Source organism: Lottiidibacillus patelloidae (genome assembly GCF_002262935.1).
Classification (GTDB): Bacteria; Bacillota; Bacilli; order Bacillales; family SA5d-4; genus Lottiidibacillus; species Lottiidibacillus patelloidae.
This window is the reverse complement of sequence record NZ_NPIA01000002.1, coordinates 453,238-476,844: the sequence shown is the minus strand read 5'-3', so window position 1 is coordinate 476,844 and position 23,607 is coordinate 453,238. Positions and strand designations below refer to the sequence as shown.

At 34.5% G+C, this 23,607-nt stretch carries 31 protein-coding genes; 20 read left to right on the top strand and 11 right to left on the bottom strand.

Annotated features, from left to right (window positions below; genetic code table 11):
* Positions 1 to 94: 94 nt before the first annotated feature.
* Positions 95 to 1,501 (bottom strand): NADP-dependent phosphogluconate dehydrogenase, encoded by a 1,407-nt coding sequence (gene gndA, locus CIB95_RS06445; RefSeq protein ID WP_094923397.1) that lies wholly within the window; start codon positions 1,499 to 1,501, stop codon positions 95 to 97.
* A 154-nt stretch (positions 1,502 to 1,655) separates the two neighbouring features.
* Positions 1,656 to 2,453 (bottom strand): NAD kinase, encoded by a 798-nt coding sequence (locus tag CIB95_RS06440; RefSeq protein ID WP_094923395.1) that lies wholly within the window; start codon positions 2,451 to 2,453, stop codon positions 1,656 to 1,658.
* A gap of 152 nt (positions 2,454 to 2,605) precedes the next feature.
* On the opposite strand from CIB95_RS06440, the gene CIB95_RS06435 reads away from it, so the two are divergent.
* The 6 genes from CIB95_RS06435 (at position 2,606) to CIB95_RS06410 (ending at position 7,487) form a co-directional block, all read left to right on the top strand.
* On the top strand, positions 2,606 to 3,274 hold the full coding sequence (locus CIB95_RS06435; protein WP_158217573.1) for a DUF2953 domain-containing protein: 669 nt from the start codon (positions 2,606 to 2,608) through the stop codon (positions 3,272 to 3,274).
* The gene (ytfJ, locus tag CIB95_RS06430) at positions 3,247 to 3,738 is read left to right on the top strand and encodes a GerW family sporulation protein (protein ID WP_094923389.1); all 492 of its coding nucleotides are present in this window, start codon (positions 3,247 to 3,249) and stop codon (positions 3,736 to 3,738) included. The genes CIB95_RS06435 and ytfJ overlap by 28 nt, the downstream gene beginning before the upstream one ends.
* 59 nt (positions 3,739 to 3,797) lie before the next feature.
* A complete protein-coding gene (tpx, locus tag CIB95_RS06425) occupies positions 3,798 to 4,298 on the top strand; it encodes a thiol peroxidase (protein ID WP_094923386.1) in 501 nt (166 codons plus the stop codon).
* A gap of 111 nt (positions 4,299 to 4,409) precedes the next feature.
* Positions 4,410 to 5,399 (top strand): class I SAM-dependent methyltransferase, encoded by a 990-nt coding sequence (locus CIB95_RS06420; protein WP_094923383.1) that lies wholly within the window; start codon positions 4,410 to 4,412, stop codon positions 5,397 to 5,399.
* An 18-nt stretch (positions 5,400 to 5,417) separates the two neighbouring features.
* Positions 5,418 to 6,605, top strand: coding sequence for an acetate kinase (locus tag CIB95_RS06415; RefSeq protein WP_094923380.1), 1,188 nt, complete (start codon positions 5,418 to 5,420; stop codon positions 6,603 to 6,605).
* A 60-nt stretch (positions 6,606 to 6,665) separates the two neighbouring features.
* Complete coding sequence (locus tag CIB95_RS06410; protein ID WP_158217572.1) at positions 6,666 to 7,487, top strand: EcsC family protein; 822 nt, start codon at positions 6,666 to 6,668, stop codon at positions 7,485 to 7,487.
* 121 nt (positions 7,488 to 7,608) lie between these two features.
* On the opposite strand, the gene CIB95_RS06405 is transcribed toward CIB95_RS06410, so the two are convergent.
* On the bottom strand, positions 7,609 to 7,926 hold the full coding sequence (locus CIB95_RS06405; RefSeq protein WP_094923375.1) for a hypothetical protein: 318 nt from the start codon (positions 7,924 to 7,926) through the stop codon (positions 7,609 to 7,611).
* A 93-nt stretch (positions 7,927 to 8,019) separates the two neighbouring features.
* On the opposite strand from CIB95_RS06405, the gene CIB95_RS16185 reads away from it, so the two are divergent.
* On the top strand, positions 8,020 to 8,190 hold the full coding sequence (locus CIB95_RS16185) for a hypothetical protein (protein ID WP_158217571.1): 171 nt from the start codon (positions 8,020 to 8,022) through the stop codon (positions 8,188 to 8,190).
* Between the two features lie 32 nt (positions 8,191 to 8,222).
* On the opposite strand, the gene CIB95_RS06400 is transcribed toward CIB95_RS16185, so the two are convergent.
* A complete protein-coding gene (locus tag CIB95_RS06400) occupies positions 8,223 to 9,014 on the bottom strand; it encodes an aminoglycoside phosphotransferase/kinase family protein (protein WP_094923373.1) in 792 nt (263 codons plus the stop codon).
* Positions 9,001 to 10,320: a purine-cytosine permease family protein gene (locus tag CIB95_RS06395; RefSeq protein WP_094923371.1), complete on the bottom strand. Its 1,320-nt coding sequence runs from the start codon at positions 10,318 to 10,320 to the stop codon at positions 9,001 to 9,003. Before CIB95_RS06395 ends, CIB95_RS06400 begins: the two co-directional genes overlap by 14 nt.
* 119 nt (positions 10,321 to 10,439) lie before the next feature.
* Here CIB95_RS06395 and crcB point away from each other — a divergent pair, with 119 nt between their 5' ends.
* The 4 genes from crcB to CIB95_RS06375 all read left to right on the top strand — a co-directional run bounded on the left by crcB (position 10,440) and on the right by CIB95_RS06375 (position 13,077).
* Complete coding sequence (gene crcB / locus CIB95_RS06390; RefSeq protein ID WP_094923368.1) at positions 10,440 to 10,826, top strand: fluoride efflux transporter CrcB; 387 nt, start codon at positions 10,440 to 10,442, stop codon at positions 10,824 to 10,826.
* Positions 10,826 to 11,194, top strand: a complete 369-nt coding sequence (locus CIB95_RS06385) for a fluoride efflux transporter FluC (protein WP_094923366.1) — start codon at positions 10,826 to 10,828, stop codon at positions 11,192 to 11,194. The genes crcB and CIB95_RS06385 overlap by 1 nt, the downstream gene beginning before the upstream one ends.
* A gap of 181 nt (positions 11,195 to 11,375) precedes the next feature.
* A complete protein-coding gene (gene ald, locus CIB95_RS06380; protein ID WP_094923363.1) occupies positions 11,376 to 12,497 on the top strand; it encodes an alanine dehydrogenase in 1,122 nt (373 codons plus the stop codon).
* A gap of 73 nt (positions 12,498 to 12,570) precedes the next feature.
* Positions 12,571 to 13,077, top strand: a complete 507-nt coding sequence (locus CIB95_RS06375; protein ID WP_094923361.1) for a P-loop NTPase family protein — start codon at positions 12,571 to 12,573, stop codon at positions 13,075 to 13,077.
* A gap of 129 nt (positions 13,078 to 13,206) precedes the next feature.
* Here CIB95_RS06375 and CIB95_RS06370 read toward each other — a convergent pair whose 3' ends face one another.
* Positions 13,207 to 13,515 (bottom strand): hypothetical protein, encoded by a 309-nt coding sequence (locus tag CIB95_RS06370; RefSeq protein ID WP_142296471.1) that lies wholly within the window; start codon positions 13,513 to 13,515, stop codon positions 13,207 to 13,209.
* 393 nt (positions 13,516 to 13,908) lie between these two features.
* On the opposite strand from CIB95_RS06370, the gene CIB95_RS06365 reads away from it, so the two are divergent.
* The 4 genes from CIB95_RS06365 (at position 13,909) to CIB95_RS06350 (ending at position 16,499) form a co-directional block, all read left to right on the top strand.
* Complete coding sequence (locus CIB95_RS06365; protein WP_094923356.1) at positions 13,909 to 14,433, top strand: sigma-70 family RNA polymerase sigma factor; 525 nt, start codon at positions 13,909 to 13,911, stop codon at positions 14,431 to 14,433.
* Positions 14,426 to 15,379 (top strand): hypothetical protein, encoded by a 954-nt coding sequence (locus tag CIB95_RS06360; RefSeq protein ID WP_094923354.1) that lies wholly within the window; start codon positions 14,426 to 14,428, stop codon positions 15,377 to 15,379. Before CIB95_RS06365 ends, CIB95_RS06360 begins: the two co-directional genes overlap by 8 nt.
* Positions 15,380 to 15,415: 36 nt before the next feature.
* Positions 15,416 to 16,150 carry a hypothetical protein gene (locus CIB95_RS06355; protein ID WP_094923352.1) on the top strand — a complete coding sequence of 245 codons (735 nt, stop codon included), beginning with the start codon at positions 15,416 to 15,418 and terminating at the stop codon, positions 16,148 to 16,150.
* A gap of 178 nt (positions 16,151 to 16,328) precedes the next feature.
* Positions 16,329 to 16,499 carry a DUF3934 family protein gene (locus CIB95_RS06350; protein ID WP_094923350.1) on the top strand — a complete coding sequence of 57 codons (171 nt, stop codon included), beginning with the start codon at positions 16,329 to 16,331 and terminating at the stop codon, positions 16,497 to 16,499.
* Positions 16,500 to 16,833: 334 nt separating this feature from the next.
* Here the strand turns inward: CIB95_RS06350 and CIB95_RS06345 are convergent, their stop codons facing one another.
* Positions 16,834 to 17,949 (bottom strand): M24 family metallopeptidase, encoded by a 1,116-nt coding sequence (locus tag CIB95_RS06345; protein WP_094923348.1) that lies wholly within the window; start codon positions 17,947 to 17,949, stop codon positions 16,834 to 16,836.
* A 101-nt stretch (positions 17,950 to 18,050) separates the two neighbouring features.
* On the opposite strand from CIB95_RS06345, the gene CIB95_RS06340 reads away from it, so the two are divergent.
* The 4 genes from CIB95_RS06340 to CIB95_RS06325 all read left to right on the top strand — a co-directional run bounded on the left by CIB95_RS06340 (position 18,051) and on the right by CIB95_RS06325 (position 21,032).
* Positions 18,051 to 18,593: a cysteine hydrolase family protein gene (locus tag CIB95_RS06340; RefSeq protein ID WP_094923346.1), complete on the top strand. Its 543-nt coding sequence runs from the start codon at positions 18,051 to 18,053 to the stop codon at positions 18,591 to 18,593.
* Positions 18,594 to 18,611: 18 nt separating this feature from the next.
* Positions 18,612 to 19,295, top strand: a complete 684-nt coding sequence (locus tag CIB95_RS06335) for a metal-dependent hydrolase (RefSeq protein WP_094923344.1) — start codon at positions 18,612 to 18,614, stop codon at positions 19,293 to 19,295.
* Positions 19,296 to 19,396: 101 nt separating this feature from the next.
* On the top strand, positions 19,397 to 19,642 hold the full coding sequence (locus tag CIB95_RS06330; protein ID WP_094923341.1) for a hypothetical protein: 246 nt from the start codon (positions 19,397 to 19,399) through the stop codon (positions 19,640 to 19,642).
* A 76-nt stretch (positions 19,643 to 19,718) separates the two neighbouring features.
* On the top strand, positions 19,719 to 21,032 hold the full coding sequence (locus CIB95_RS06325) for a DRTGG domain-containing protein (RefSeq protein ID WP_094923338.1): 1,314 nt from the start codon (positions 19,719 to 19,721) through the stop codon (positions 21,030 to 21,032).
* Positions 21,033 to 21,045: 13 nt separating this feature from the next.
* On the opposite strand, the gene CIB95_RS06320 is transcribed toward CIB95_RS06325, so the two are convergent.
* On the bottom strand, positions 21,046 to 21,351 hold the full coding sequence (locus CIB95_RS06320) for a YtpI family protein (RefSeq protein ID WP_094923336.1): 306 nt from the start codon (positions 21,349 to 21,351) through the stop codon (positions 21,046 to 21,048).
* Positions 21,352 to 21,443: 92 nt separating this feature from the next.
* On the opposite strand from CIB95_RS06320, the gene CIB95_RS06315 reads away from it, so the two are divergent.
* The gene (locus CIB95_RS06315) at positions 21,444 to 22,382 is read left to right on the top strand and encodes a DHH family phosphoesterase (RefSeq protein ID WP_094923333.1); all 939 of its coding nucleotides are present in this window, start codon (positions 21,444 to 21,446) and stop codon (positions 22,380 to 22,382) included.
* Between the two features lie 28 nt (positions 22,383 to 22,410).
* On the opposite strand, the gene CIB95_RS16320 is transcribed toward CIB95_RS06315, so the two are convergent.
* From CIB95_RS16320 to CIB95_RS06300, 3 genes are read right to left on the bottom strand one after another with little or no spacing between them, the layout of a single operon-like run.
* Positions 22,411 to 22,587 (bottom strand): hypothetical protein, encoded by a 177-nt coding sequence (locus CIB95_RS16320; RefSeq protein WP_094923330.1) that lies wholly within the window; start codon positions 22,585 to 22,587, stop codon positions 22,411 to 22,413.
* Positions 22,588 to 22,646: 59 nt separating this feature from the next.
* Entirely contained in the window at positions 22,647 to 23,147 is a 501-nt protein-coding gene (gene ytrI / locus CIB95_RS06305) for a sporulation membrane protein YtrI (RefSeq protein WP_094923328.1), read from the bottom strand.
* The gene (locus tag CIB95_RS06300; protein ID WP_094923326.1) at positions 23,147 to 23,482 is read right to left on the bottom strand and encodes a YtrH family sporulation protein; all 336 of its coding nucleotides are present in this window, start codon (positions 23,480 to 23,482) and stop codon (positions 23,147 to 23,149) included. Before CIB95_RS06300 ends, ytrI begins: the two co-directional genes overlap by 1 nt.
* Positions 23,483 to 23,607 lie beyond the last annotated feature (125 nt).

The following is a 23,607-nucleotide window of genomic DNA, read 5'->3' as shown; positions in this document are numbered from 1 at the left end:
AGTTGATGAACAGTCGCCTTTCCATTTCGATGTATCCTTTATCTTAATCAGAGCGTTCCAGTTTTTACGCCGCTAACCGATTGCTTCAGCTTTTCTATTTTAACCAGTCAGTATGGAACGTTCCTTCTTTATCAATGCGCTTATACGTATGTGCTCCGAAATAGTCACGTTGTGCTTGTAAAAGGTTTGCAGGCAACGTTTCCGTACGATAGCTATCATAGTAAGATAATGCACTAGATAATGCAGGAACGGGAATACCGTGCTGTACTGCAGTTGAAATAGTGTCTCTTAAGGCCGTTTGATAGCTCTCAACAATTTCTTTAAAGTAAGGATCAAGCATTAAGTTTGCAAGATTTCCATCGCGATCATATGCTTCTTTAATGTTTTGTAAGAAGCCAGCACGGATAATACATCCACCTCTAAAAATCATCGCAATACTACCATATTGTAAGTCCCAATTGTATTCTTCTGATGCAGCTTTTAGTTGAGCAAACCCTTGAGCGTATGAACAAATTTTACTCATATATAAAGCTTTTCTTACAGATTCAATAAATTCATTTTTATCACCAGTAAATGGCTTATTAGGTCCTGATAAAACTTTACTAGCCTTGACACGCTCTTCTTTCATCGCAGAAATAAAGCGAGCAAATACAGATTCAGTAATAATTGGAAGTGGTACTCCTAAATCAAGGGCATCCTTACTTGTCCATTTTCCAGTACCTTTTTGTCCAGCTGTATCTAGAATAACATCAACAAGTGGCTTGCCAGTTTCTTCATCTACTTTTGTGAAGATGTTTGCAGTAATTTCCATTAAATAGCTATCTAATTCGCCAGCATTCCATTCCGCGAAAATTTTGTGTAACTCTTCATAAGATAGGTTCAATGTATTTTTCAAAAGGAAATATGCTTCGCAAATTAACTGCATATCACCATATTCAATTCCGTTATGTACCATTTTAACGTAATGCCCAGCACCATCTGGACCAATATATGTACAACAAGGGTCACCATCTACTTTTGCAGCGATATCTTCTAGTAGAGGTCTCACAAGATCAAAAGCTTCACGTTGTCCCCCAGGCATAATTGCTGGTCCTTTAAGTGCACCTTCTTCTCCACCAGATACACCTGCACCGATAAAGTTAATTCCTTTTTCTTGCAATGCTTTATTACGGCGAATCGTATCTATGAATAACGTGTTACCGCCATCTATTAATATGTCACCTTCAGATAAGAAAGGTAATAACGAGTCAATCGCTTTATCCGTTACTTCTCCTGCTTTAACCATAAGTAGAATTTTTCGTGGAACTTCTAATGAATTAATAAACTCCTCAACAGAGAAAGTCGCTTTAAGGTTTTTATTAGGGTTGGATGCAATTATGTTCTTTGTTGTTTCTGAAAAAACGTCATAAAGAGATACAGAATATCCTTTACTCTCAAAGTTTAATGCTAAACTTTTCCCCATTACTCCAACACCTAATACGCCGATATGTTGTTTTGTCATATTTTTAACTTCCTTTCGCGTTCATTTGCCGATGTATACAGCATTGAAAGTACCATAAAATCACCTGTTTCATCAAGTTTTATCCATTTGTCATAACAAAAACACGTGCTGAAAATTAGGGAAGAATCGCACGTGCTTTTCCAATTTTACCAAGTTATAAAAAGTTTCGTTGTACTTTATGCCAAAAGGAGTTGTTTTTTAATTTTACCGTTTTGATTTTCTTATCTGTTAATTCTACTTTCACTTCATGGACATTTCTAATACTTACGGCTTCATTATCCATTCCAATAATCGGATAATCATTACCATCTTGCGTTACCTTTAACGTTAATGCCCGTTTTCCACTTAATAAAAACGGAGATCCTAATGTTCGATACGTATTATTATTAATTGATGCGAGTTCACTAACTTGGACACACTCTAGCATTGGATCAACGACTGCACCGTTAAGTGACTTATTGTATGCTGTACTACCAGTTGGAGTAGAAACAATTAGTCCATCACCACGGAATGTTTCAAAATATAAATCATCAATAAATACTGACATTTCTAATGTTTTTATTATTGCAGAGCGAATGGAAACTTCATTTAAACAATAAAACTCAAGCGAGTTATCAATAGTTACTTTTATTGTTGGATAACGACGAACTTCTATTTTTTCCATTAACATCGCTGCAATCATTCCAGGAATATCTTCGACATGGAAGTCGCAATAAAAGTTTTTAGCATGAACGCCAATGCCAGCATATAAGCAATCTTCACGAAAGCCTGTCTTACGTACAGCTTGCAGAAATGATCCGTCATTTCCAAAACTAACAATAATATCAGCATCTGTAGGTTCATTAACTACAGAGAATTGGTACTTACTCATGATTTCAATGATTTCATCTACTTTTTCTTTTAACAAAGGATCTTCTTTATAAAAGAAGTAAATATTTCTTCTTTCTAACATAATGCACCTACCTTATTATTCCGATTCTATCTACGAGTACTTAGTTATTTTATTACAATTTGAAAAAATCATGTAGAAACTTGCTTATCTTTTAAGTTTATTATATTTACCGGATGTTGATAATGGAAACGAAAGGAGTTGGAGATTGCTGTATGCCATGGTATTTGTGGATTGCAAGTGCACTAATTATATTTATTTTAATAATCATCTTAACAAAACTAAATATCAGTATTTATTATTTACACGAACAAGATAATGATCATTTAGGTATTACAATGAAAGCTTGGTATGGATTGCTTTCTTACAACGTAAATATTCCATTGATGAAAGTAGAAGAAAATTCTCCTTCCTTAGTTTTCAAGAAAGAAAAAACAGAGCGAAATAGCGATAAAGAAAAAGAAGAAAAAGATATTAAGTTAACTCCAACGGAATTATTAAATAAATTAAAAGAAGCAAAGGAATTTCTGCAAAAAGTTATTGGTTTTAATAAAATTATAAAAAAGTTTTTAAAGCACGTGGAACTAAAAAAGTTTCAATGGGATAGCCATTTAGGTACAGGTGATGCTTCGCAAACTGCAATTGCTGTTGGGCTATTATGGGGTGTGAAAGGGAGTATATATGGACTTCTATCCAACCTCTTAAAGGTGCAAACAAAACCGGAAGTTTCCATCTATCCGCTGTTTCAAATGAAAACATCTCAGACGAGGTTACAATGTATGATTTCCTTCAGAATTGGGCATGCTATTTTCGCAGCCATTAGGGTAGTAAAATACTGGAAAGGTGGGAAAACATCATGGAACAACATCCAATTGAAGGTTTAATGAAGACAGCCATGGAAAACTTAAAACAAATGATTGATGTTAACACGATTATCGGTGATCCAGTAGAAACACCGGATGGAAGTGTTATCTTAACAATATCTAAAGTCGGATTCGGTTTTGTTGCTGGAGGCAGTGAATTTAGTGCCCAATCGCAAGGGAAACAAAATTCACAAGGAAGCGGAACAGAACAGAAAAATTCTTCAGATCATCCTTTCGGCGGAGGAAGTGGTGGTGGTGTCTCAATTACGCCAATCGCTTTTTTAATCGTAAATTCATCAGGAGTTAAAATGGTCCATGTTGATGAACAAACTCATTTAGTTGAAAAGTTAATTGATTTTGCTCCTCAAGTTGTTGAGAAAATTCAAGGGATGATGTCTGGTAAAAAATCGTCAGACAAATCTAATAATCGCGAAAGTAACAATGTCACATCGAATACGCAGAAAAAACAAGATCTAGATTTTTGACGTAGAGACACTCTTTCGCTAAAATCAAAGAGAAGAAGTTATAAAAGGGAGAGATAAAATTGGCACAGATTACATGGAAAGGCAATCCTTTGCAATTATCAGGTAATGAAGTGAAAGTTGGAGACAAAGCACCTGATTTTACAGTATTAGCAAATGATATGTCGCAAGTTTCTTTAAATGATACAGCAGGAACTGTTCGCATCATCAGTTCAGTACCTTCTATTGATACAGGAGTATGTGATGCACAAACTCGTAAATTTAATGAAGAAGCTGCTAGCTTAAATAACGTAAATATTATAACAATTAGTGCTGATTTACCTTTTGCACAAAAACGTTGGTGTGGAGCTAATGGCATTGATAATGTGAAGACTTTATCAGATCACCGCGACCTTTCATTTGCTAAAGGTTATGGCGTTCTAATGGAAAACCTTCGCTTATTAGCGCGTGCGATTTTCGTAATTGATAGTAATGATAATGTTACATATGTTGAGTATGTTGCTGAAGGTACAGATCATCCAAATTACGAAGCAGCAGTAGCGGCAGCAAAAGCAGCTAAATAAGACAGAATTTTAATTTTAAGCTTCAATGACGGCAACTTCATTGAAGCTTTTTCTTTTTTCGTGCTAAAATACAAAAATGAGCAAAATACCTTAATGGGGGAAGTAACTTTCATGAATACAGTTGTTACATATGAAAAATTATTTTATTTATTTGACAATACTGCCACATTAATTCAAAAAGAAATGGATATTACATACCTTGAAGCCTTAATTGAAACGAGTGAAAATATTTTTCATGGGGAAATTCACGCGCATAATGAGGTCTTTAAACAGCAATTAAAGAAGGAATATGAAAAAGAACAGTTAGAATCATATAGTAAAGACGAAATTCGCAAAGCATTTCAGCTAGCAATTTTAAAAGGTATGAAGGAAGGAACACAGCCACACCATGAAATGACGCCAGATGCTGTTGCTTTATTTTTAAGCTATTTATTAAATAAAATGACAGAATCAAAAGAGAAATTTTCTTTGTTTGATCCAGCAATCGGAACGGGCAATTTAATGTCTGCTTTAATAAATAATTCGAAGAAGAAGATTGCAGGATTTGGATCTGATGTCGATGAAACATTATTAAAACTATGCTATGCCAATGCTAATTTACAAGAAAATTCGATTGAGTTATATCATCAAGATAGTTTTAAACCTTTATATTTATCAAAAACGGACTTTATCGTCTCAGATTTACCGCTTGGCTATTATCCAAACGATGCAGTTGCTAAAACGTATAAATTAAAAGCAGATAAAGGTCACTCATACTCACACTACTTAATGATTGAACAAAGTTTAAATTACGTTAAAGATGATGGATATTGTTTATTAATGATACCTAACTTCACTTTTGAAGGGGAGCAGGCTGAAAAATTAAACAAATATCTTCGTGAAAATGCATATATTATTGGATTATTAAAATTACCACTTTCACTGTTTAAAAATGAGAAGTTTGCAAAAAGTATACTTATACTCCAGAAAAAAGGAACTACAGCAAAGCAACCACATCAGGTGCTCCTAGCAGATTTACCTAAATTCTCGAATATGAAGGCAATGGAAAGCATGATGGCGCAAATGAATGATTGGTTTTCGAAAGAATGGAGCACACGATAGAAAAAGGAGTTTGATATTTTGGCTAAAATAATGGCAATCAACGCAGGGAGTTCTTCACTAAAGTTTCAATTATTAGAAATGCCAAAAGAAACTGTACTTACAAAAGGTGTGGTTGAACGTATTGGATTAAATGATTCGATTTTCTCCATTTATGTTGATGGTAAAAAAGTTGAAGAGACAACAGATATTCCTGATCACAGTGTAGCTGTGAATATGTTGTTGGAAAAGTTAATCAATTTTAATATTATTTCTTCTTTAGATGAAATTGATGGCATAGGGCATCGTGTTGTCCATGGCGGAGAAGTATTTTCAGACTCTGTCGTAATTACCGATGAAATCATCGCTAAAATAGAAGAAATTTCAGAATTAGCACCGTTACATAATCCTGCTAACCTTGTAGGGATTAGAGCTTTTAAAGAAGTTTTACCACACGTTTCTGCGGTTGCTGTCTTCGATACAGCATTTCATCAAACAATGCCTGAACAATCATTCTTATACAGCTTACCTTATGAATACTATAAAAATTATGGTATCCGTAAATACGGTTTTCATGGGACTTCACATAAGTATGTATCAGAAAGAACAGCACAGCTTTTAGGAAGACCATTAGAACAATTGCGACTTATTTCTTGCCACTTAGGAAATGGTGCTAGTATTGCTGCAATAGAAGGTGGGAGATCCATCGATACCTCAATGGGATTCACACCTTTAGCTGGTGTAACAATGGGGACTAGATCAGGTAATATCGACCCAGCACTCATTCCTTATATTATGGAAAAAACAGATAATACTGCTGAGAAAGTACTAGATATCTTAAATAAAAAGAGTGGAATTTTAGGAGTATCAGGCTTTTCAAGTGATTTACGAGACATTGAATTTGAAGCGGAACGTGGTAATAAAAGAGCGGAGCTTGCATTAGAAGTATTCGCTTCTCGTATTCATAAGTATATCGGATCATATGCTGCTAGAATGCATGGAGTGGATGCAATAATTTTCACAGCCGGAATTGGCGAAAATAGTGATGTCATCCGTGCACGAGTATTAAAAGGGTTAGAATTTATGGGAGTATATTGGGATCCAGCTTTAAATAAAGTAAGAGGAAAAGAAGTTTTCCTTAACTTCCCTCATTCCCCGGTTAAAGTTTTAATCGTTCCAACAAATGAAGAAGTGATGATTGCACGAGATACTATACGTTTAACATCATAAAAGATAGGCACCTATGAGTACAATAAATCATAGGTGTTTTTTTATTGGGGGGAAATGATAATGAAGATTACTCGTGATGAGCAATTAATGAATGAAATTAAAGATTGGGAGATGGAGTTGCTCAATTATTTTCCTAATGATTTTGAACAATATTATGAAAAATGGATAAGTGCTGCTTTTCGTAAAATAGACAAAGCAAAAAGGGAAGCTTTTTTGTCTAAAATAGATACGTATCTTTTCCACTTACATGCTTTTATTGAAAACTCGCAATCACTCCATGAAAAAAAGTTATATTATATTCGCAAAGCAAGAACTTTTGATACAAATGTTAGAGAATTATCCGATATTAGAAGCTTGCCGATTGATCAAATTATTTACATGGCAGAACAAGATGTTGCAAAACAGCGGTTGCTGTCACTTGTGCAAGGTGGATTAACAGGCTATGGTGGAGGATTTACAATTGCAGACTTACCATTCACGTTTATATTAAATTTACGGGCAATCCAAAATGTTTCTATCAGCTATGGATATGATATTAATATTCCATCGGAGTTAATGATTTCTTTAAAAGTGTTTCATGCATCAATCATGCCAAAAAGGATGAAAGGTGAAGCTTGGAATAGGCTTTGGAAAGAAGTAAGTAAGGTAGAAGAAGATGCTTTTTTTTACGAGGGAGAAGAGAATTTTTCAAACATTAACACGGTAACAGTCGGTGCTCTACAATTTTTGAAACTATTGTTTATTCGCTCCTGTCGATCAAAAGATAACATTCCATTTTTAAGTATCGCGCTCGGTGCAGGTATTAATTATAAATTCACGAAGGAAATTACCGAGTTTGCACAAAAATTTTATCAGAAACGTCTATTATTTGAAAGAAAGTAAGAAGATGTGGTTGGGACAGAAACAAAAGAATCCGAGTTCATTCAGAAATTCTATCTGGATGAGCTCGGATTTTTAATAACAGCAAGCAGGTTATTTCCGCTAAAGGCACTCGCTTTCCTATTTACGCGTGAGTTTTACCACTATCAATTCGCTGGTTTGCTCTAAACCACAACCATAAGTCATTAATTATTGAAGCGAGCTCAGCAATGTCAGAGTTTAGTTGACATGATTTTTCGAAGTTTTCTTCAACGTTAAGTTGTTCTTGTTTATTATTTATTTCTATTTCAAGATCTTTAATTCGATCAGGTATGGTACCACGGATTTTTTCCCACTTAAATAATATTTCCGCTTGTTCTTCTTTGGAATATTGGTCCCAAAATTTATGTAAATCTGGAATCGTAATTCCTAACCTATTATCGTACTCGAAAGTATAGCTCATTCGAACCCCTCCACTCGTTTCCATTTTACATGACGAATGAATACCTTTCAATCGGAGAAAATACGTGTAATACAACCTAGGGGGTGCAACTAGATGGCAGAGAATAAAGAAAAAATTGAAAAACAAAAGTTCTTTTACGATAATGAGGCAGCTTCAGAGCTAACTTTCAATGCGTTATTAACAAATGCATATAATAGCGGAAATGTTACGCCAATTGCTATTGAAGAAGAAATAGACCATGAAAAAGCGATTAAAAATCAATAACAAAAAGAAGCGGCCATTTATAAAGGCCGCTTTTATTTAACGAAATCAATGATTGGTTTAAAACATTCATATTCATTAAGAAAGTTATCTTTATTATTCTTAGAAAAAATAGCTGCTACAGTCAGTCTAAATACAATTGCCCGAATAATCATTTCATAATAATCATTAAGAGGTAAAACATTTAATTCACTAACCATACTTCCTTGCCAGGCAATACAATCACAGACCAATATTGCTTCTGCATATTCAACTGGTGCAACTGTTGGTGAAAAATCAATAATTAACGGCGGTAAAGATTTATGGAAAAGAACATTTCCAGATAAATCGCCGTGCACAATTTGTTTGTTATAGTGGTTTTTAAGAGTTACCTTTGCTAGCAGGTCTTTAATTATTACCTTTGCTTCAAACGAGATGTCTTCGGGAATCGCTTCTTGTTGCCATGCTACTTGATGCCCAGTTTCCCAAGCATTCCGAGGTTGCTGAAAATTATTAACAGATATGTGAGTTAAATCCTGATGGAAAAGTCTTGAAACGTATAATTTTTCATTCACACACCCGTCTTTTTCTTGCCCGCTTTCAAACGTATTACATATCCAACCGTCATTGACAAAAAATCCATGCGTATCTCTAACTGGCTTAGCAAGGCGATAACCTTTAGGTGAAAGATTTTCAATAACAGAAGATATCCATTCATAGTGAACTGTATCATCAATAGGTTTGAATACAACATTCCCGACTTTTACAGAAGTGTTTTGTCCCCCAAGCAAGGGTACTTTCTCTCCCTTTATAGCAAAACTTTGTAAGATATGCTCAGATAACTTCATTTTTAAATTTCCCTTTACCAAAGATTTTGCTGACAATTATATAAAAAATTGCAGTGATGACAAACGTAATAAATCCAGGTGACAGTTCATTTGGAATTACAATATACAAAATTGTTCCAACTATTAAGGAGTATAAGGCTATTCGGTTTAGCGGGTAATATTGCCGTGTATAACTTTCATGTTTACTTAGAAGAAAATCAGTAACTATAACGGCAGATAAAGGGATAACAACAGCACCTAAACTTGAAATAAATATTTTAGCTTCATCTACAAGCGTAGGCATCATACTTAATAACGTCCCAATTAGCATAATAATGACAGCACTTTTAATTCGTCCAAGAAATGAGAAGGTATTTAATAAGCTAAAACCGGCCGTATAAGCGTTACTTAAATTTATATTTATTAACGAAATAACAGCTGTTAGAAAAATAATTGTTAATAGTAAAACAGAATCAGTTAATCTACTTGTTGTTACAAAAGGATTCCAGTTACCAGCAAGGGATGCACTATAAGCTCCGAGCATTGCAGTCATAATAAATCCAAGACTATTACCACTTAATAGCCCCCAAAAAGCATGACGCTCACTTTTTGCATAGCGTGATAAATCTGAAGCGCTACTAACACCTGAGACATACTGAACAAATGCTAAACTCGCATAAAATATCATCGTTAAAGGATCGTCTTGTCCTTTTCCAAAAGCTATGGCAAACGAATGTTGTCCTTCAAAGCCAGTGAATAGTAGGTATAACATGATAATTCCACCTATAAGAAGTAGTGGTAGAAACATTGTAGTTATCTTTTTTATCGCATGAAATCCAACTAATGCGAGCAGGCCAATAAGTATAGAAAGGACAGAAGCTGTTGCAATAAACGGAAGTTTAATATTAAACGCCCGTTGAAAAAGCTCAACAATAATATATGTACCACCAATCGTTTGTACAGCAAACCAGTATAATGAAGTTAATGTTCGAACTGGTGAGGCGAAAAATCGAGCATTCTTAGTTCCTAAAAATGTCCGAATGGCATATTGCGACGGAATCCCATCCGTTGCTCCAGGCTTTGATAATAAAGAGACAAAGAAAAAAGCAAGTAACCCTCCTAAAAATGTACTTAAAACTGCTGCTGGAGCTGAAAGTCCACCTTCTAAGACAGCTAACGCTGGCACTAAAACATTACCCGCATTCACGGAAATGGCTATTTGAATAAAAAAGTAATTGTACCAAGAAGTAGTTTTTAAATGTGCTGGCACGGCATCAAGACCGAACTTTTCTATCGCACTCGAATTTGTTCTCGTATTAGTAGTCATTTATTTCCCCTTTAGTTCGTTCGTTTCCCTAAGTTTATTTCAAGTTTTTTTCATTGTAAATAAGCGATTAAATAATTGGCATATTATGTTATAGTGGCTAGAAGAGGAGGGTGGGGGAGATGCCAAAACTTGTTGCAGTTTTTGTTGGAGGTGCTTTAGGTACGGTATTGAGATATTTCAGCATGCTGCTTTTCAATCAGACTAGTTTTCCTTTTGCTACATTTACAGTAAATATGCTAGGGACGTTAGGATTAATCATTTTTTATACGCTTGCAACTCACACTTTTCGATTAGAAGATGAAACTAAAGCTTTTATTGCTACTGGTTTATTTGGTGCTCTTACCACCTTTTCAGCACTAGCTTTAGAAGTATCAATCTATCTGACAAATGAAGAATACATACAAGCTCTTTTATACATGGTGATAAGTTATTTATGTGGCTTATTGATTGCAATACTCGGATATAGAATTACGCTAAAAATAACTAATAATCAGGTGAAACAATAATGGATATTCTTTTTATTGCACTAGCTGGTGGACTAGGTGCGACGTTAAGGTTTGTAATAACTAATAAGATGGAGAAAATTAATAACCAATACATCCCGTATGCTACTTTTGCTATTAATGTATTAGGTTCATTTATCATTGGTTTTGTTTTTGGTATTTCAGAGTCACTTATTGCCTTGATAATTTCAATAGGATTTTTAGGTGGATTTACAACGTATTCAACTTTTATGTATGAATCTTTGCATATATTACAAAGAGGAAGATGGAAGCGAACTCTATTTTATGGAGCAAGTACTTTTATTATCGGTATAGGCTTTGTATTTGTTGGAGGACTTGCTGGACAAGCTTTTGTCCATTTCCTTAAGTAGTGTATAATGTAAGTGCTTACATCCCTAGTCATTATACATAATTTTCTAAAAATAACTTATTTTTATTTTCACTATTTCGCTTTTAGAAGTTTGGTGTTATAGTAATAATGCTTTTAAAAAGGTTTTAAGCAACTAATGAATGGACATCATAAATATTATGTTTTTTTAGGAGGTTTTTTTCATGCGTATAGGAGTACCGGCTGAAATTAAAAACAATGAAAACCGTGTGGCTATGACGCCAGCGGGAGTAGTATCTTTAGTTAGAAATGGTCACGAAGTATTTATCGAAACAGGGGCAGGTTTAGGCTCTTCTTTCACAGATGAACAATATATAGAAGCAGGAGCACAAATTGTTGAAACTGCTGCAGATGCATGGTCAATGGAAATGGTTATGAAAGTAAAAGAGCCATTACCAGAAGAGTATGGGTATTTTTATCCAGGATTAATTTTATTTACATATTTACATTTAGCTCCAGAACCGGAACTAACAAAAGCGTTAATTGAAAATAAAGTCGTTGGAATTGCTTATGAGACTGTACAAGCTACAAATGGTTCATTACCTCTTTTAACACCTATGAGTGAAGTTGCAGGTCGTATGGCTTCTCAAATTGGTGCACAATTTTTAGAGCGCCCACATGGTGGAAAAGGTATCTTACTAAGTGGAGTACCAGGAGTAAGACGTGGTAAAGTTGCGATTATCGGTGGTGGTGTCGTAGGAACGAACGCTGCTAAAATGGCAATTGGACTAGGTGCAGACGTAACTATTTTAGACTTAAGTCCAGAGCGTTTACGTCAATTAGATGACATTTTCGGAAATTCAGTTAATACATTAATGTCTAATCCTTTTAATATTGCAGACGCTGTTAGAGAAGCTGATTTAGTTATTGGTGCAGTATTAATTCCAGGTGCTAAAGCGCCTCGCTTAGTTACTGAGGATATGATTAAGTCAATGAAACCAGGCTCAGTAGTAGTTGACGTTGCAATTGACCAAGGTGGAATTTTTGCAACGACAGATCGCATCACAACACATGATGCACCTACTTATGAAAAACACGGTGTCGTTCATTACGCAGTTGCAAATATGCCAGGTGCAGTACCTCGTACATCAACAATTGCACTTACTAATGTGACAGTTCCTTATGCTGTACAAATTGCAAATAAAGGTTATGTACAAGCATGTTTAGATAATGAAGCATTACTACATGGAATTAACACTATGAATGGTTTCGTAACGTATCCAGCTGTTGCAGAAGCGCAAGGCTTTCAAACAATAGATGCTAGAACGATGTTAGAAGCTAAATAATATAGAAAAGCACTAACAGGTTAAAACATATAATGTTTTAACCTGTTTTTTGTCATGGGGGGGGTAGAGCGATATGGAAAGAATTATGGTAATTGGAGTTTCGGCTGGAGTTGGTAAATCTACGTTAACACGAAATCTCGGAAAGAAATTAAATATACCTGTCTATTATTTAGATTGTCACTATTGGAATCCAGGTTGGAAGGAAGCTAGTGAAGATCAATTTAGGGAAAGACAAAAAAAGATTGTAGCTAATGAAAAGTGGGTTATTGATGGAAATTATAGCAGCACGATGAATGAACGCTTGCCATATGCCGATACAATTATATACATTGAGCTTCCGAGATGGTTTGCGATCTATCAAGTGCTAAAACGTTGGCTAACACATTTAGGTAAAGAGAGAGAAGACCGTGCCGAAGGTTGTACAGAACAAATGGAATGGGGCTTCTTACATTTTATTTGGACGACATATAAAGGACGGAAGAAAAAATTTAGAAAAATGCTGAAAGATTTGAAGTCGGAAAAACGAGTAATAATACTAAACTCAAGGAAAGAGATTGACAAATTCTTGCATGAATTATAAAGATGCTAGTTTGCAGTCAACATATGTAAGTAGTCTTTTCTGCTTAATTATGTGCAAGTAGTATAAACAAAAAGCCATATCAATGATATGACTTTTTTAGATTCTATAACGAAAGCTCCAATTGGCTGACTAATTTGGGTTGTTTTCTTTTAAAAATTTAATCAATTCTTCCTCGCTGTACGTTTTATACACAATATCTTTAGTATCGAATACAACATATGCTGGAGATTTTTCTAACTCTAAAAACTTGTATTCACCATTTGTATGTTCCAAAGAAGTTCGACCATGTATCGTCTTAACATTAGTTATTTCGTTATCTTCCAACCATTTGTTATAATCTGTCTTTTCTGTTTCTAGTACCATTAATAAAGAATACTTGTTCTCATGAGCGGAAAATAACGGATGAACTGGGGTTGGTTCTGTCTCAGGGATACTCAAACAACCTACTAAAAAGGCACCGATTATTAGCCACAATATTAATATTTTTTTAATGTCTCATTACCTCCTTCTAATATTTTAGATCTAAATGAAGTATCGTAATCTTTTAATCATTTTAAATTATTCTAGGAAAAGTAAAATATCCCTTTATTTTAAGTAAAATTAACATATATTTCCTTTTGTATGTTAAAATTTTCATATTAATTTTGCAATCGTAATATTCATTTGTGTTCCAGTGCTACTTTTTATTATTGATGTTTATTTTCTGTAAGACTATGTTTCGTCACAAAAAATCCCTTCTCTAGTTTGAGATGGGATTTTTTTAAAACATTTTGAGCCAAATGGAGCTTTTATTTGTCTAATTAATATAACGAAAAGAAAGGGGGAATTTTTATTACAGTCCTTAAGCTGGTTAAGAAAGCACAAAAAGGTAATGATAAGGCATTTTTAAAGCTTTTTCAAAGTCATGAAGAAGATATCTACCGAATGGCTTACGTGTATGTAAAAAATGAAAATGATGCATTAGATGTTGTACAAGAGGTAGCTTATAAAGCCTTTAAGAGCATACATACTCTTAAACAACCACAGTATTTCAAAACTTGGCTACTAAAAATAACCATTGCATCTGCAATAAACGTTATAAAAAAGAACAAAAAAGTGATTCCATTAAAAAAGGAATATGATGGGTTGTTTCGAGAGGAAGGTAAAGACATTCCTCTTCATTTAACATTACATGACTTAATTCAAAGGTTAAATGAAGATGAAAAATCAGTAATCATCTTAAAATATTATCAGGAACATACATTTCAAGAAATAGCAGAGCTATTGGACATACCTTTAGGAACAACAAAATCCCTTTTATACCGAGCTTTAACAAAACTCCGCGATGACATAAAGAAGGAGGATTTATATGAGTAATAGAATAATTGAAGAAATGAATAAAATTGATATTCCAAGAGAATTAAGTGACAGAAGCAAATTGGGGGTTTTACAAGCAAAATCAGAAATGAAAATGAAAATGTTTAAGCGAAGAGGATTCCTTTTTGCAGCGAGTTTGCTAGTAGGTATTGGAACCTATGCAGTAACTAATGATTTGAACTTAAGAGATTCACAACCAGAACAAACCCTTTTTGCTTCACCTGATGGTAGCATTACGATACCAGAAATTAAGCTGCCAGAAGAAAACAGTAAAGCTAACATGATTGGCTTAATTGTATACAACAATAAAATCTACACACAAACAGACACAGAAATCATTGCAAAGCATGCCAATTCATTAATAGGTGATAAACTTGGTATGACAAAAGGAACAATTGATGAATGGAGTAGCCATGATGAATATACTGTTGAATTTGCATCTACCGTAGGTATAACGGATGTTTATAGTGTCAAAGGCTATGATCAAGATTTTCGGATCATGACTTACGAAGAAAAAGATGGCAAGGTGTATGCTGAAATTTTTGAGTCACTTAACAATATTACCATTGAAAATGGCGAAGACTTATTCGGAAAATTAAAAATCATTAACAATGTTAATTTAGCCCAGATAAGATATTATAGTGACTTTTACAATAGTACTGCCAATTATCAAAATATAGCAGATTTGAATCTCATTCATTCATTTTTCGAAACCTTAAATGAAACAAAACCAATACTTCAAGAAGACCTCCCTTTAACAAGGCATGACTATTACAATGATGAACGATTTAGAGAGTTAATTGTTTATCTAAATGATGGGACGAAAGTTAGAATAACGCTCTTCGAAGGTGGCTATGTTCATTATGGATACATGCCAATTTACTTTAAAATGGAGGATTTAGAGATTTTTAATCAAGTATGGGTCCAGCTGCCTTTAACAGATTAAAGCTTTTTAATCCAATAGTTGAAAAGGGGGAAGGAAATGAAGTTGATTAAGTTTGTAACAATAATAGGCTTACTCGTTTCAATAATAGCTTGCAGTTCAGCAAACATGTCATTCGAAAACATCATCTCAAATGACATGGATGTAGTAGAAATAAATGCACGTAACTTTAATGGCTACTTTTATACAATGACTAATAAAGAAAAAATTAAAGAATTTCTAACAATTTTTCAAGAAACATCTTTCATAAAAACAGAGAAGGTCGACGTATTCGGTGGTGTCTCTTTACATTTAGTCGACGCGGAAGGTAATGAAATAACTAGTATATTTCCAGTAGATACAAATGTTTTTCGAATGGGAGAAACGTATTATCAATCAACAAGTGATATCGATGGAAAAGTAAATGCGTATATCGCTGAACATTTCAAACATGAAAACCTTGTTATTGAAGAAGGGATGGTCGTAAATTTAAATGTTGAAGAGATAGAAAAGGTAACGATAAAAGATTTCAAGAAAAATGTTTCAAAGGTAATAGATAATAAAGATTCCATTATAAGTATTGTCAACGTTTTCAACTCGACTAGAAAAGTGGAAGGTATAGTTAATATGGCAAAGCCAGATTACGTATTAAATTTTGGAATAGCTTCTTACTTTGTCTGGATAGATGGCGAAAATATAACGGTTCAAGATACAAAAAACACTCACACCATTTTTAGTTTATCATCAGAAACTGTTAAAGAGGTTAATGATATATTTATTGAGTTATTTAATTAGTTTCACTTTATCTTATTAAGAGTTGCAGATTAAAACTTGCGGCTCTTTTTTATTGTTTTCCATGAAAAGATTTTGTTTTAAACAGAGATATGCTGTGGTATGGTATATATCATTGTCCTATGGTGAAAATGAACGTAAAGGATAAATGAATTTTTTCGTAAATTAATGGAGTGATCATATGAGTAAAGCAAAAGGAAAAAGTGGCACAGGTCGTGGAACTGGTAAAAAAGGCTGGAATCGTTGGCAAAAAAGTTCTAAGAAAAAGAGTGCTAAACCTTATACTAGTAAAAATGTGAAACATGGTGATGCAAAGCCTGAAGGAAGTAAAGAAATAAAAAAGACAGATTAACATAGCAAAGTAAAGATGCTGGGAACATGTGTTTTAAGAATTGTAATAACCGGACTCATTTAGATTTACAATCTGTATGAATTCGGTTATTTTATTCTTTTATTCTCTAAGGAAATATATTAATGCTCCGCCAAAATCCTTCGCTTTCCACGGGCACGGCCTCAGCCTCCTAAGAAAGCAAAATCGCATTGCTTGCTTAGGGGGTCTTCGGACACGGGCTTTTCCGTAGGAGTCTCTGTATTTTGACTTCGCCACTTCTACTACAATTTTCCCAAGTGGAATGCATTTCTTTTCCTAGAACTCTTTTAGTTTTGTCCCAGCCGCTTGCTTTTTCTTACTTAATAATTTGTAATTCCTTCGGAAATTGCGTCAAACTTTCATAGCCATCTTTTGTAATTAATACGTCATCCTCAATTCGCACACCGCCAACTGAAGGAACGTAAATGCCAGGTTCAATCGTAAACGTCATTCCTTCTTGCAATAAGTCATTGTTCGTTTCATTCATTGATGGAAATTCATGAACGTCAATACCTAATCCGTGTCCTAAGCGATGCGGGAAGTATTCACCATAACCAGCCTCTGTAATAATTCCGCGGGCAATTTTATCTAAGTCGCCGATTCTCGTTCCAATTTTGCAAGCTTCAAGAGCTGACACTTCTGCTTTTAAAACGGTATTATAAATCTCTTTTTGCTTATCTGATACGTCACCGTAGGCAACAGTTCTCGTAATGTCTGAACAATAACCGTCAAGGACAACGCCTAAATCAAATAAGACGAAATCACCATTCGCTAACTTTTTCAATCCAGGATTCCCATGAGGGTCCGCCGACTTTTCTCCATAAAGAACCATTGTTGAAAAGGACATTTCTCGAATACCCTTTTTCTTTAATTCAAATTCTATTTGTGCCAAAACTTCCATTTCCGTTTTTCCGCTAGCAAGTGCTGAAACACCAACCTCTACTCCAAAGTCAGCGAGTTTCGCCGCTTCACGAAGAATTGAAATTTCCTGGTCATCTTTTACCATTCGCATGTAGTGGAGTTTTTCCTCAGCAGAAATAAATGTGGCTCCACCTAAAATGTGCCTTAATTGCTCACTGCGTTCATAAGTGAGATGACTACTTTCAATTGCGCATGAATTTACAGTTACATTCCGTTTTTGGATACTTTCTTGCATGAACTGCCACGGATTTTCTGTATCACTATACCCGATAATTTCAAAGTCCCATCCTGCAGCTCGAGCTTGCCCTACTTCCATTTTCGGACAAACTAAAAAAGGTTCCTCATTAGCAAAGATACCAATCCCTAATAATCTTTCGTGTGGATTAGAATAAAATTTACTTAAGTAAAATACATTTGGTGTTGATGTAATAAAAGAAAAATCAATATTTTTATCGTTTAGCCATTTTGTATATTGCTGAATTCTAGTATGCAAACTAACAAATCCCTTCATAGTTTCTTTCCTAAACTTTACCACGATTCCACAATAAAGGTAAAATAGCATTACCTAGCGAATTATTTTAACTAAAATAAAAATAAGGAGAGTGCCTTTTTATGAAAAAAGAAGCCTTATTAATTGTTGATATGAGTAATGATTTTGTCGCAGATGACGGCGGGTTAACAGCAGGTGAGCCTGCACAAAGAATAGTTCCTTATATTATTGACCAAGCTGATCAATTTTTAAAAAATGGTGGCCATGTAGTCGTTACAATGGATGCTCATGAAAAAAACGATCCACATTTTCAACTTTGGCCAGTCCATAATGTAATTGGAACAGAAGGCCAGAAACTTTTTGGTGATTTACACAAGTGGTACGATAAAAATGCTGGAAATGACTCAGTTCATTACGTACCGAAAGCAAATTACAATGCCTTTCACAATACAAATTTAGCTGAACTTTTACGAAGTCATGATGTAGAAAAGGTACATATAGTTGGTGTTTGTACAGATATTTGTGATTTCCTAACGGTTGCCGGCGCAGATGCAGAAGGATTTAAAACAGTTGCACATAAACGAGGGATGGCGACATTTACAGAAAACCATGAATTATTTACTAATCATATGAAACTATGTTTTCACACAGAAATCATTGAATAATAATTTGGAGGTTTTTTAATGAATATTACTTATTATGGACATTCTGTAGTATTAATTGAAGCTGGTGGAAAGAAGATAATAATTGATCCTTTCATAACTGGAAACGGGCTATGCCCTATTAAACAAGAAGACTTACAAGCAGACGTTATATTATTGACGCATGGGCATAATGATCATGTAGGTGATACGGTAGAACTCGCAAAGCGTAACAATGCTATCGTTGTAGCTCCGTTTGAATTAGCAACATATTTAAGCTGGAAAGGAATTACTACCCATCCGATGCATATCGGTGGCTCGTACACTTTCGATTTTGGTAAAGTAAAATTAACGCCTGCTTTCCATGGCTCGAGCTATGAAGAAGAAGGACAAAAGATTATTTATACTGGAATGCCTTCAGGAATCTTATTCACTCATAATGATAAAACAATTTATCACGCCGGGGACACAGCATTGTTCTCGGATATGAAGCTGATCGGAGAGCTAAATTCGATTGAGATGGCATTTTTACCGATTGGCGATAATTTTACGATGGGTCCTGAAGATGCTGCGCTTGCCGCCCAGTGGCTTCGAGCAAAAACTATAGTACCAATTCACTTTAATACTTTTCCTGTAATCGAGCAAAGCCCGGAACAATTTATTGAGCGTTTACCGGATAACAATGGGCTTATATTGAAGCCAGGCGAGTGTATTACGCTTTCATAAATAGTAAAGAAGTGCTGATCAACTTTGAAACGCACTTCTTTTTTTAGATTAAAATCATAATCTAAAATAAACATAATTTTTTATGAAAGAGGGTAATTAATATGAGACAACGTTATTTATTATCATTACTTTGTGCAATCGCAATGCTTTATTACGCACTTCCTCAACTCCCGTTTTTTAGTGGGAACGAAGCTGCTCAACTTTTTGCAGTAACATGGTTTCTATTTGCACTTGTTGTAATAGGTGGAAACCTTTCAGCTATTTTATTTCAAAAGGAACGAAAACAAGCAACTGTCCACAAAGAAGTTACTATGAAAAATAAAGGTAGATTACGCTCCTATCATTGATGTAAATTCTTTTCTTTATGTATAATAGTGGCATTAGGTCACGTTCGTTGGCGGTAGAAAGTACGGTGAAGGTAGATTGACGACTAAACATGAATTAATTATTCAACATATTATCGATCTTGAAGTAGGTAGTAAAATATCGGTTCGGCAAATTGCCAAAGAAATGTCCGTTAGTGATGGAACTGCTTATCGAGCAATAAAAGAAGCCGAAAATCAAGGTCTTGTAAGCACGATTGAAAGAGTTGGCACGATTCGAATTAAACAAAAACTAAAAGAAAACATTGAAACATTAACGTTTGCTGAAGTTGTGAAAATTATTGAAGGACAAGTTTTAGGTGGTAAAGAAGGACTTTATAAAACCTTAAATAAGTTTGTTATCGGGGCAATGGAAGTAGAAGCTATGATGCGCTACATTGATGCGGGTAGTCTTTTAATTGTAGGTAATAGGGAAGAAGCTCACAGGTTAGCACTTGAAAGTGGAGCGGCTGTATTAATCACTGGTGGATTTGATACGAGTGAGGAAATAAAGCGTTTAGCAGATGAAAAACATTTGCCCATTTTATCAAGTACTTACGATTCTTTTACTGTGGCGACGATGATAAATCGAGCAATCTATGATCAATTAATAAAAAAAGAAATTGTTTTAGTATCGGATATATTAATTCCGATTGGTGAAACGCACTTATTACATACACAAGATACTGTTGAAAAGTGGCACCAATTAAACCAAGAAACAAATCATAGTCGGTACCCTGTAATCGATATTTCAATGAAAGTAGTTGGAGTAGTAACTTCAAAAGATATCATTGGCAGTGAACGCACAACTCCAATTGAAAAAGTAATGACAAAAAACCCAATTACAGTCCAAGAAAATACATCACTAGCAACAGCTGCTCATACGATGATTTGGGACGGAATCGAGCTTTTACCAGTAGTTAATCAGTCTAGTAAATTACTTGGAATTATTAGTCGGCGTGATGTTTTAAAAGCGCTCCAAATGATAAAGCAGCAGCCACAAGTTGGCGAAACATTTGAAGAATTAATTGCTAGCCGAATTCAAGAGGTTGAAGCTGGTAACAATGTATACTACCGTTCAGAAGTAACTCCGCAAATGACGAACCATTTAGGGACAATTTCTTATGGCGTATTTACATCATTAGTAACGGAAGCGGGAAGTCGTGCGTTAAGGAAACATAAAAAAGGCGAGCTAGTTGTAGAAAACTTAACATTATATTTTATTAAGCCAGTTCAAATTGATGCAACGATAGATATTTTTCCGCGTGTATTAGAAGTAGGAAGGAAATTTGGAAAAGTCGACGTTGAAATTTTCCATAAAGGGACAGTTGTCGGAAAAGCAATGCTAATGGCACAGCTTATTGATAGGCATTAAAAAAAGCAGCCATTTATGACTGCTGTTCATTTTCTTCAATTGCTTTTGGTAAAAAGAAACGGTAAGCACGGTAGCCTAAAACTACATTTGCACTTCCAAGAATGATAAATATGATGCTAATTACTAAATAAAGCATCTTATCACCATCATGGTAAAGTTGGTTTATCGCAAAAAAGATTAAGAAAAAGCCAATTGCAATAGATGCTTTACTATTTGCCCAACGTTGACGATATGGGAATTTTTTCACTCGGAATGATTTTAATTTGTAGAAGAGATATAAAAATGCTGATAGTACAGTTAATAGACCAATAATTTGCATTGCAAACACCTACTTATCTTTTTATAATCGTTTCATTTCTAATCATTATAATTGTCTACTATATCAAATAGACAGTCAAAAAGGAGTATACGATGAAAGAATTAATTTTGCAAGAAATCAAAGCATTTGACAAAATTGTTATTCACCGTCATGTTCGCCCAGACCCTGATGCACTTGGCTCACAAGGTGGGCTTGCTGAAATAATTAAAGCTAGCTTTCCTAGTAAAACGGTAAAGGTTGTCGGTGACGAAGATCCTTCACTTCAGTTTTTAAATGAAATGGATCAGATAGATGATTCGTTTTATGAAGATGCCCTTGTTATCGTTTGTGATACTGCTAATCAAGAGAGGATTAGCGATGAGCGATATACGCTTGGAAAGAAACTAATTAAAATTGATCATCATCCAAATGATGATGCATACGGCGATATTTTATGGGTGGATACAAATGCTTGTTCAGTTAGTGAAATGATTTATCAGTTTTATTTGTTTGCTAAAGAAGAATTGACTTTAACAGATAATGGGGCAAGGTTAATATATGCAGGTATTGTTGGTGACACAGGAAGATTTTTGTTTCCAAGTACAAATCCAGAAACTTTTCAATATGCAAGTGAGCTTGTGAAATACAATTTCTCCTTTACTGACATTTATCGAGAGATGTACAAAATAAATGTAAATGTTGCTAGGTTACAAGGCTATGTACTTAATAACTTTTCATTGACAGATGAAGGTGTTGGTTTTGTGACACTTTCTGCAGATAAGTTGAAAGAATTTGATGTTGGCCCTAGTGAAGCTTCGCAATTAGTAGGATCATTAGGCAATATTGAAGGGATTAACGCTTGGGCATTTTTCATTGAGGAGCCTGATCAAATTAGAGTAAGGCTACGTTCAAAAGGACCTGTAGTAAATAAAATTGCCAACCGTTACAACGGTGGAGGTCATCCGATGGCAGCTGGAGCAACAATCTATAATTGGGATAAAGTTGAAGAAGTTGTTGGAGATTTAGTCGAAGCAAGTAAAGCGAATAAATAATAAAAAAGCATCCATGCGTGGATGCTATTTATTTTGGTATGAACCAACTTCCAAATTCAGTCACATCTTCGTGAACTTGAATGTTCATTTTCTCTAATTCTTTTTTAAGATAGTCAGCAACTTCTTTTGTTTCTGCAAATGCAGAATAGCCAGCTTTAATTTTTTCGATTTTCTTCATGGCCATTTCTTTTCTACTAATTAACATGACTTTTCCTCCTTTGTTCTAATCTTATTTTATCTGATTTTTATTAAAATTGCGACTTATTATTCGACATGTTTAATTCTTAAGTGCAATTCTAATGTCGTAAATAAGAAGAAGTGCTCTACACGCAGTTGGTATTTTTGGTCATCAATCGTAAATGTTTTTTCTTCTATCGTTTTCATAATAAACTCTTTATTGTTTGCAACTGTTTCAATATCTTTTTTTATTAAATCTCTTAAAAAATCTTTTGTTTGCTGCTGTAATTTTTGGACTGTTAGCATGCTAATTTTATCAGAGTGCTCTAGGTTTATTTCTATATCTTGCACTTTTAATAGCCTTTGATTCTCTTTGTTACATTCTTCATAGTCTTTTTTCCAAATTTCATCAATATCTTTCTTTAAATCATTTATTTCAGCTTGTTTGTTTTTCAGAGCAATGACGTGTCGATCAATCGTGTTTCCATAAAAAAATAAAAAAAGTACCCAACCAAGTAATGTACCTAAGAACACACCAGCTAAAAATCGTTGCCAATGAGGGTTTTTATAATAGGGTGGAATACGCATTATGAAATCGTCTCCTGCGTTAACCATTGTAATATCATCGCACCAGACTGTGCGCCTGCCATTGCCGATAATATAAATATTAACTGTTTAATTAAAATTAAGTGAGTGCCTTCGAAGAAACCACGTTCTAAGTTAGTAAATGTGTCGAAAGTACCACCAATGGCTGCCACTAGTGCCCAAATTTTCAAGCTTCCGGATAGTGCATTTATTTTATGCATTGGTGGTTGATTAACGAGGAAAGCACCAATACCACCAATTAAGGCACCACCAAGAATTACTCCGAATGCAACAAAAAAGGATATTATTATTCTTTCTATAAATAGTTCATCATTCATTTTGACACTCCTAACAGTTTGTCTTACTAAGATATTTATGGGAATTTTACATTTCCTATGCTTGTTTTTCGATGAGATTAGCCGTATCGTTTATAATAGTATTGGAAGAGAAATACAGGGGGCTA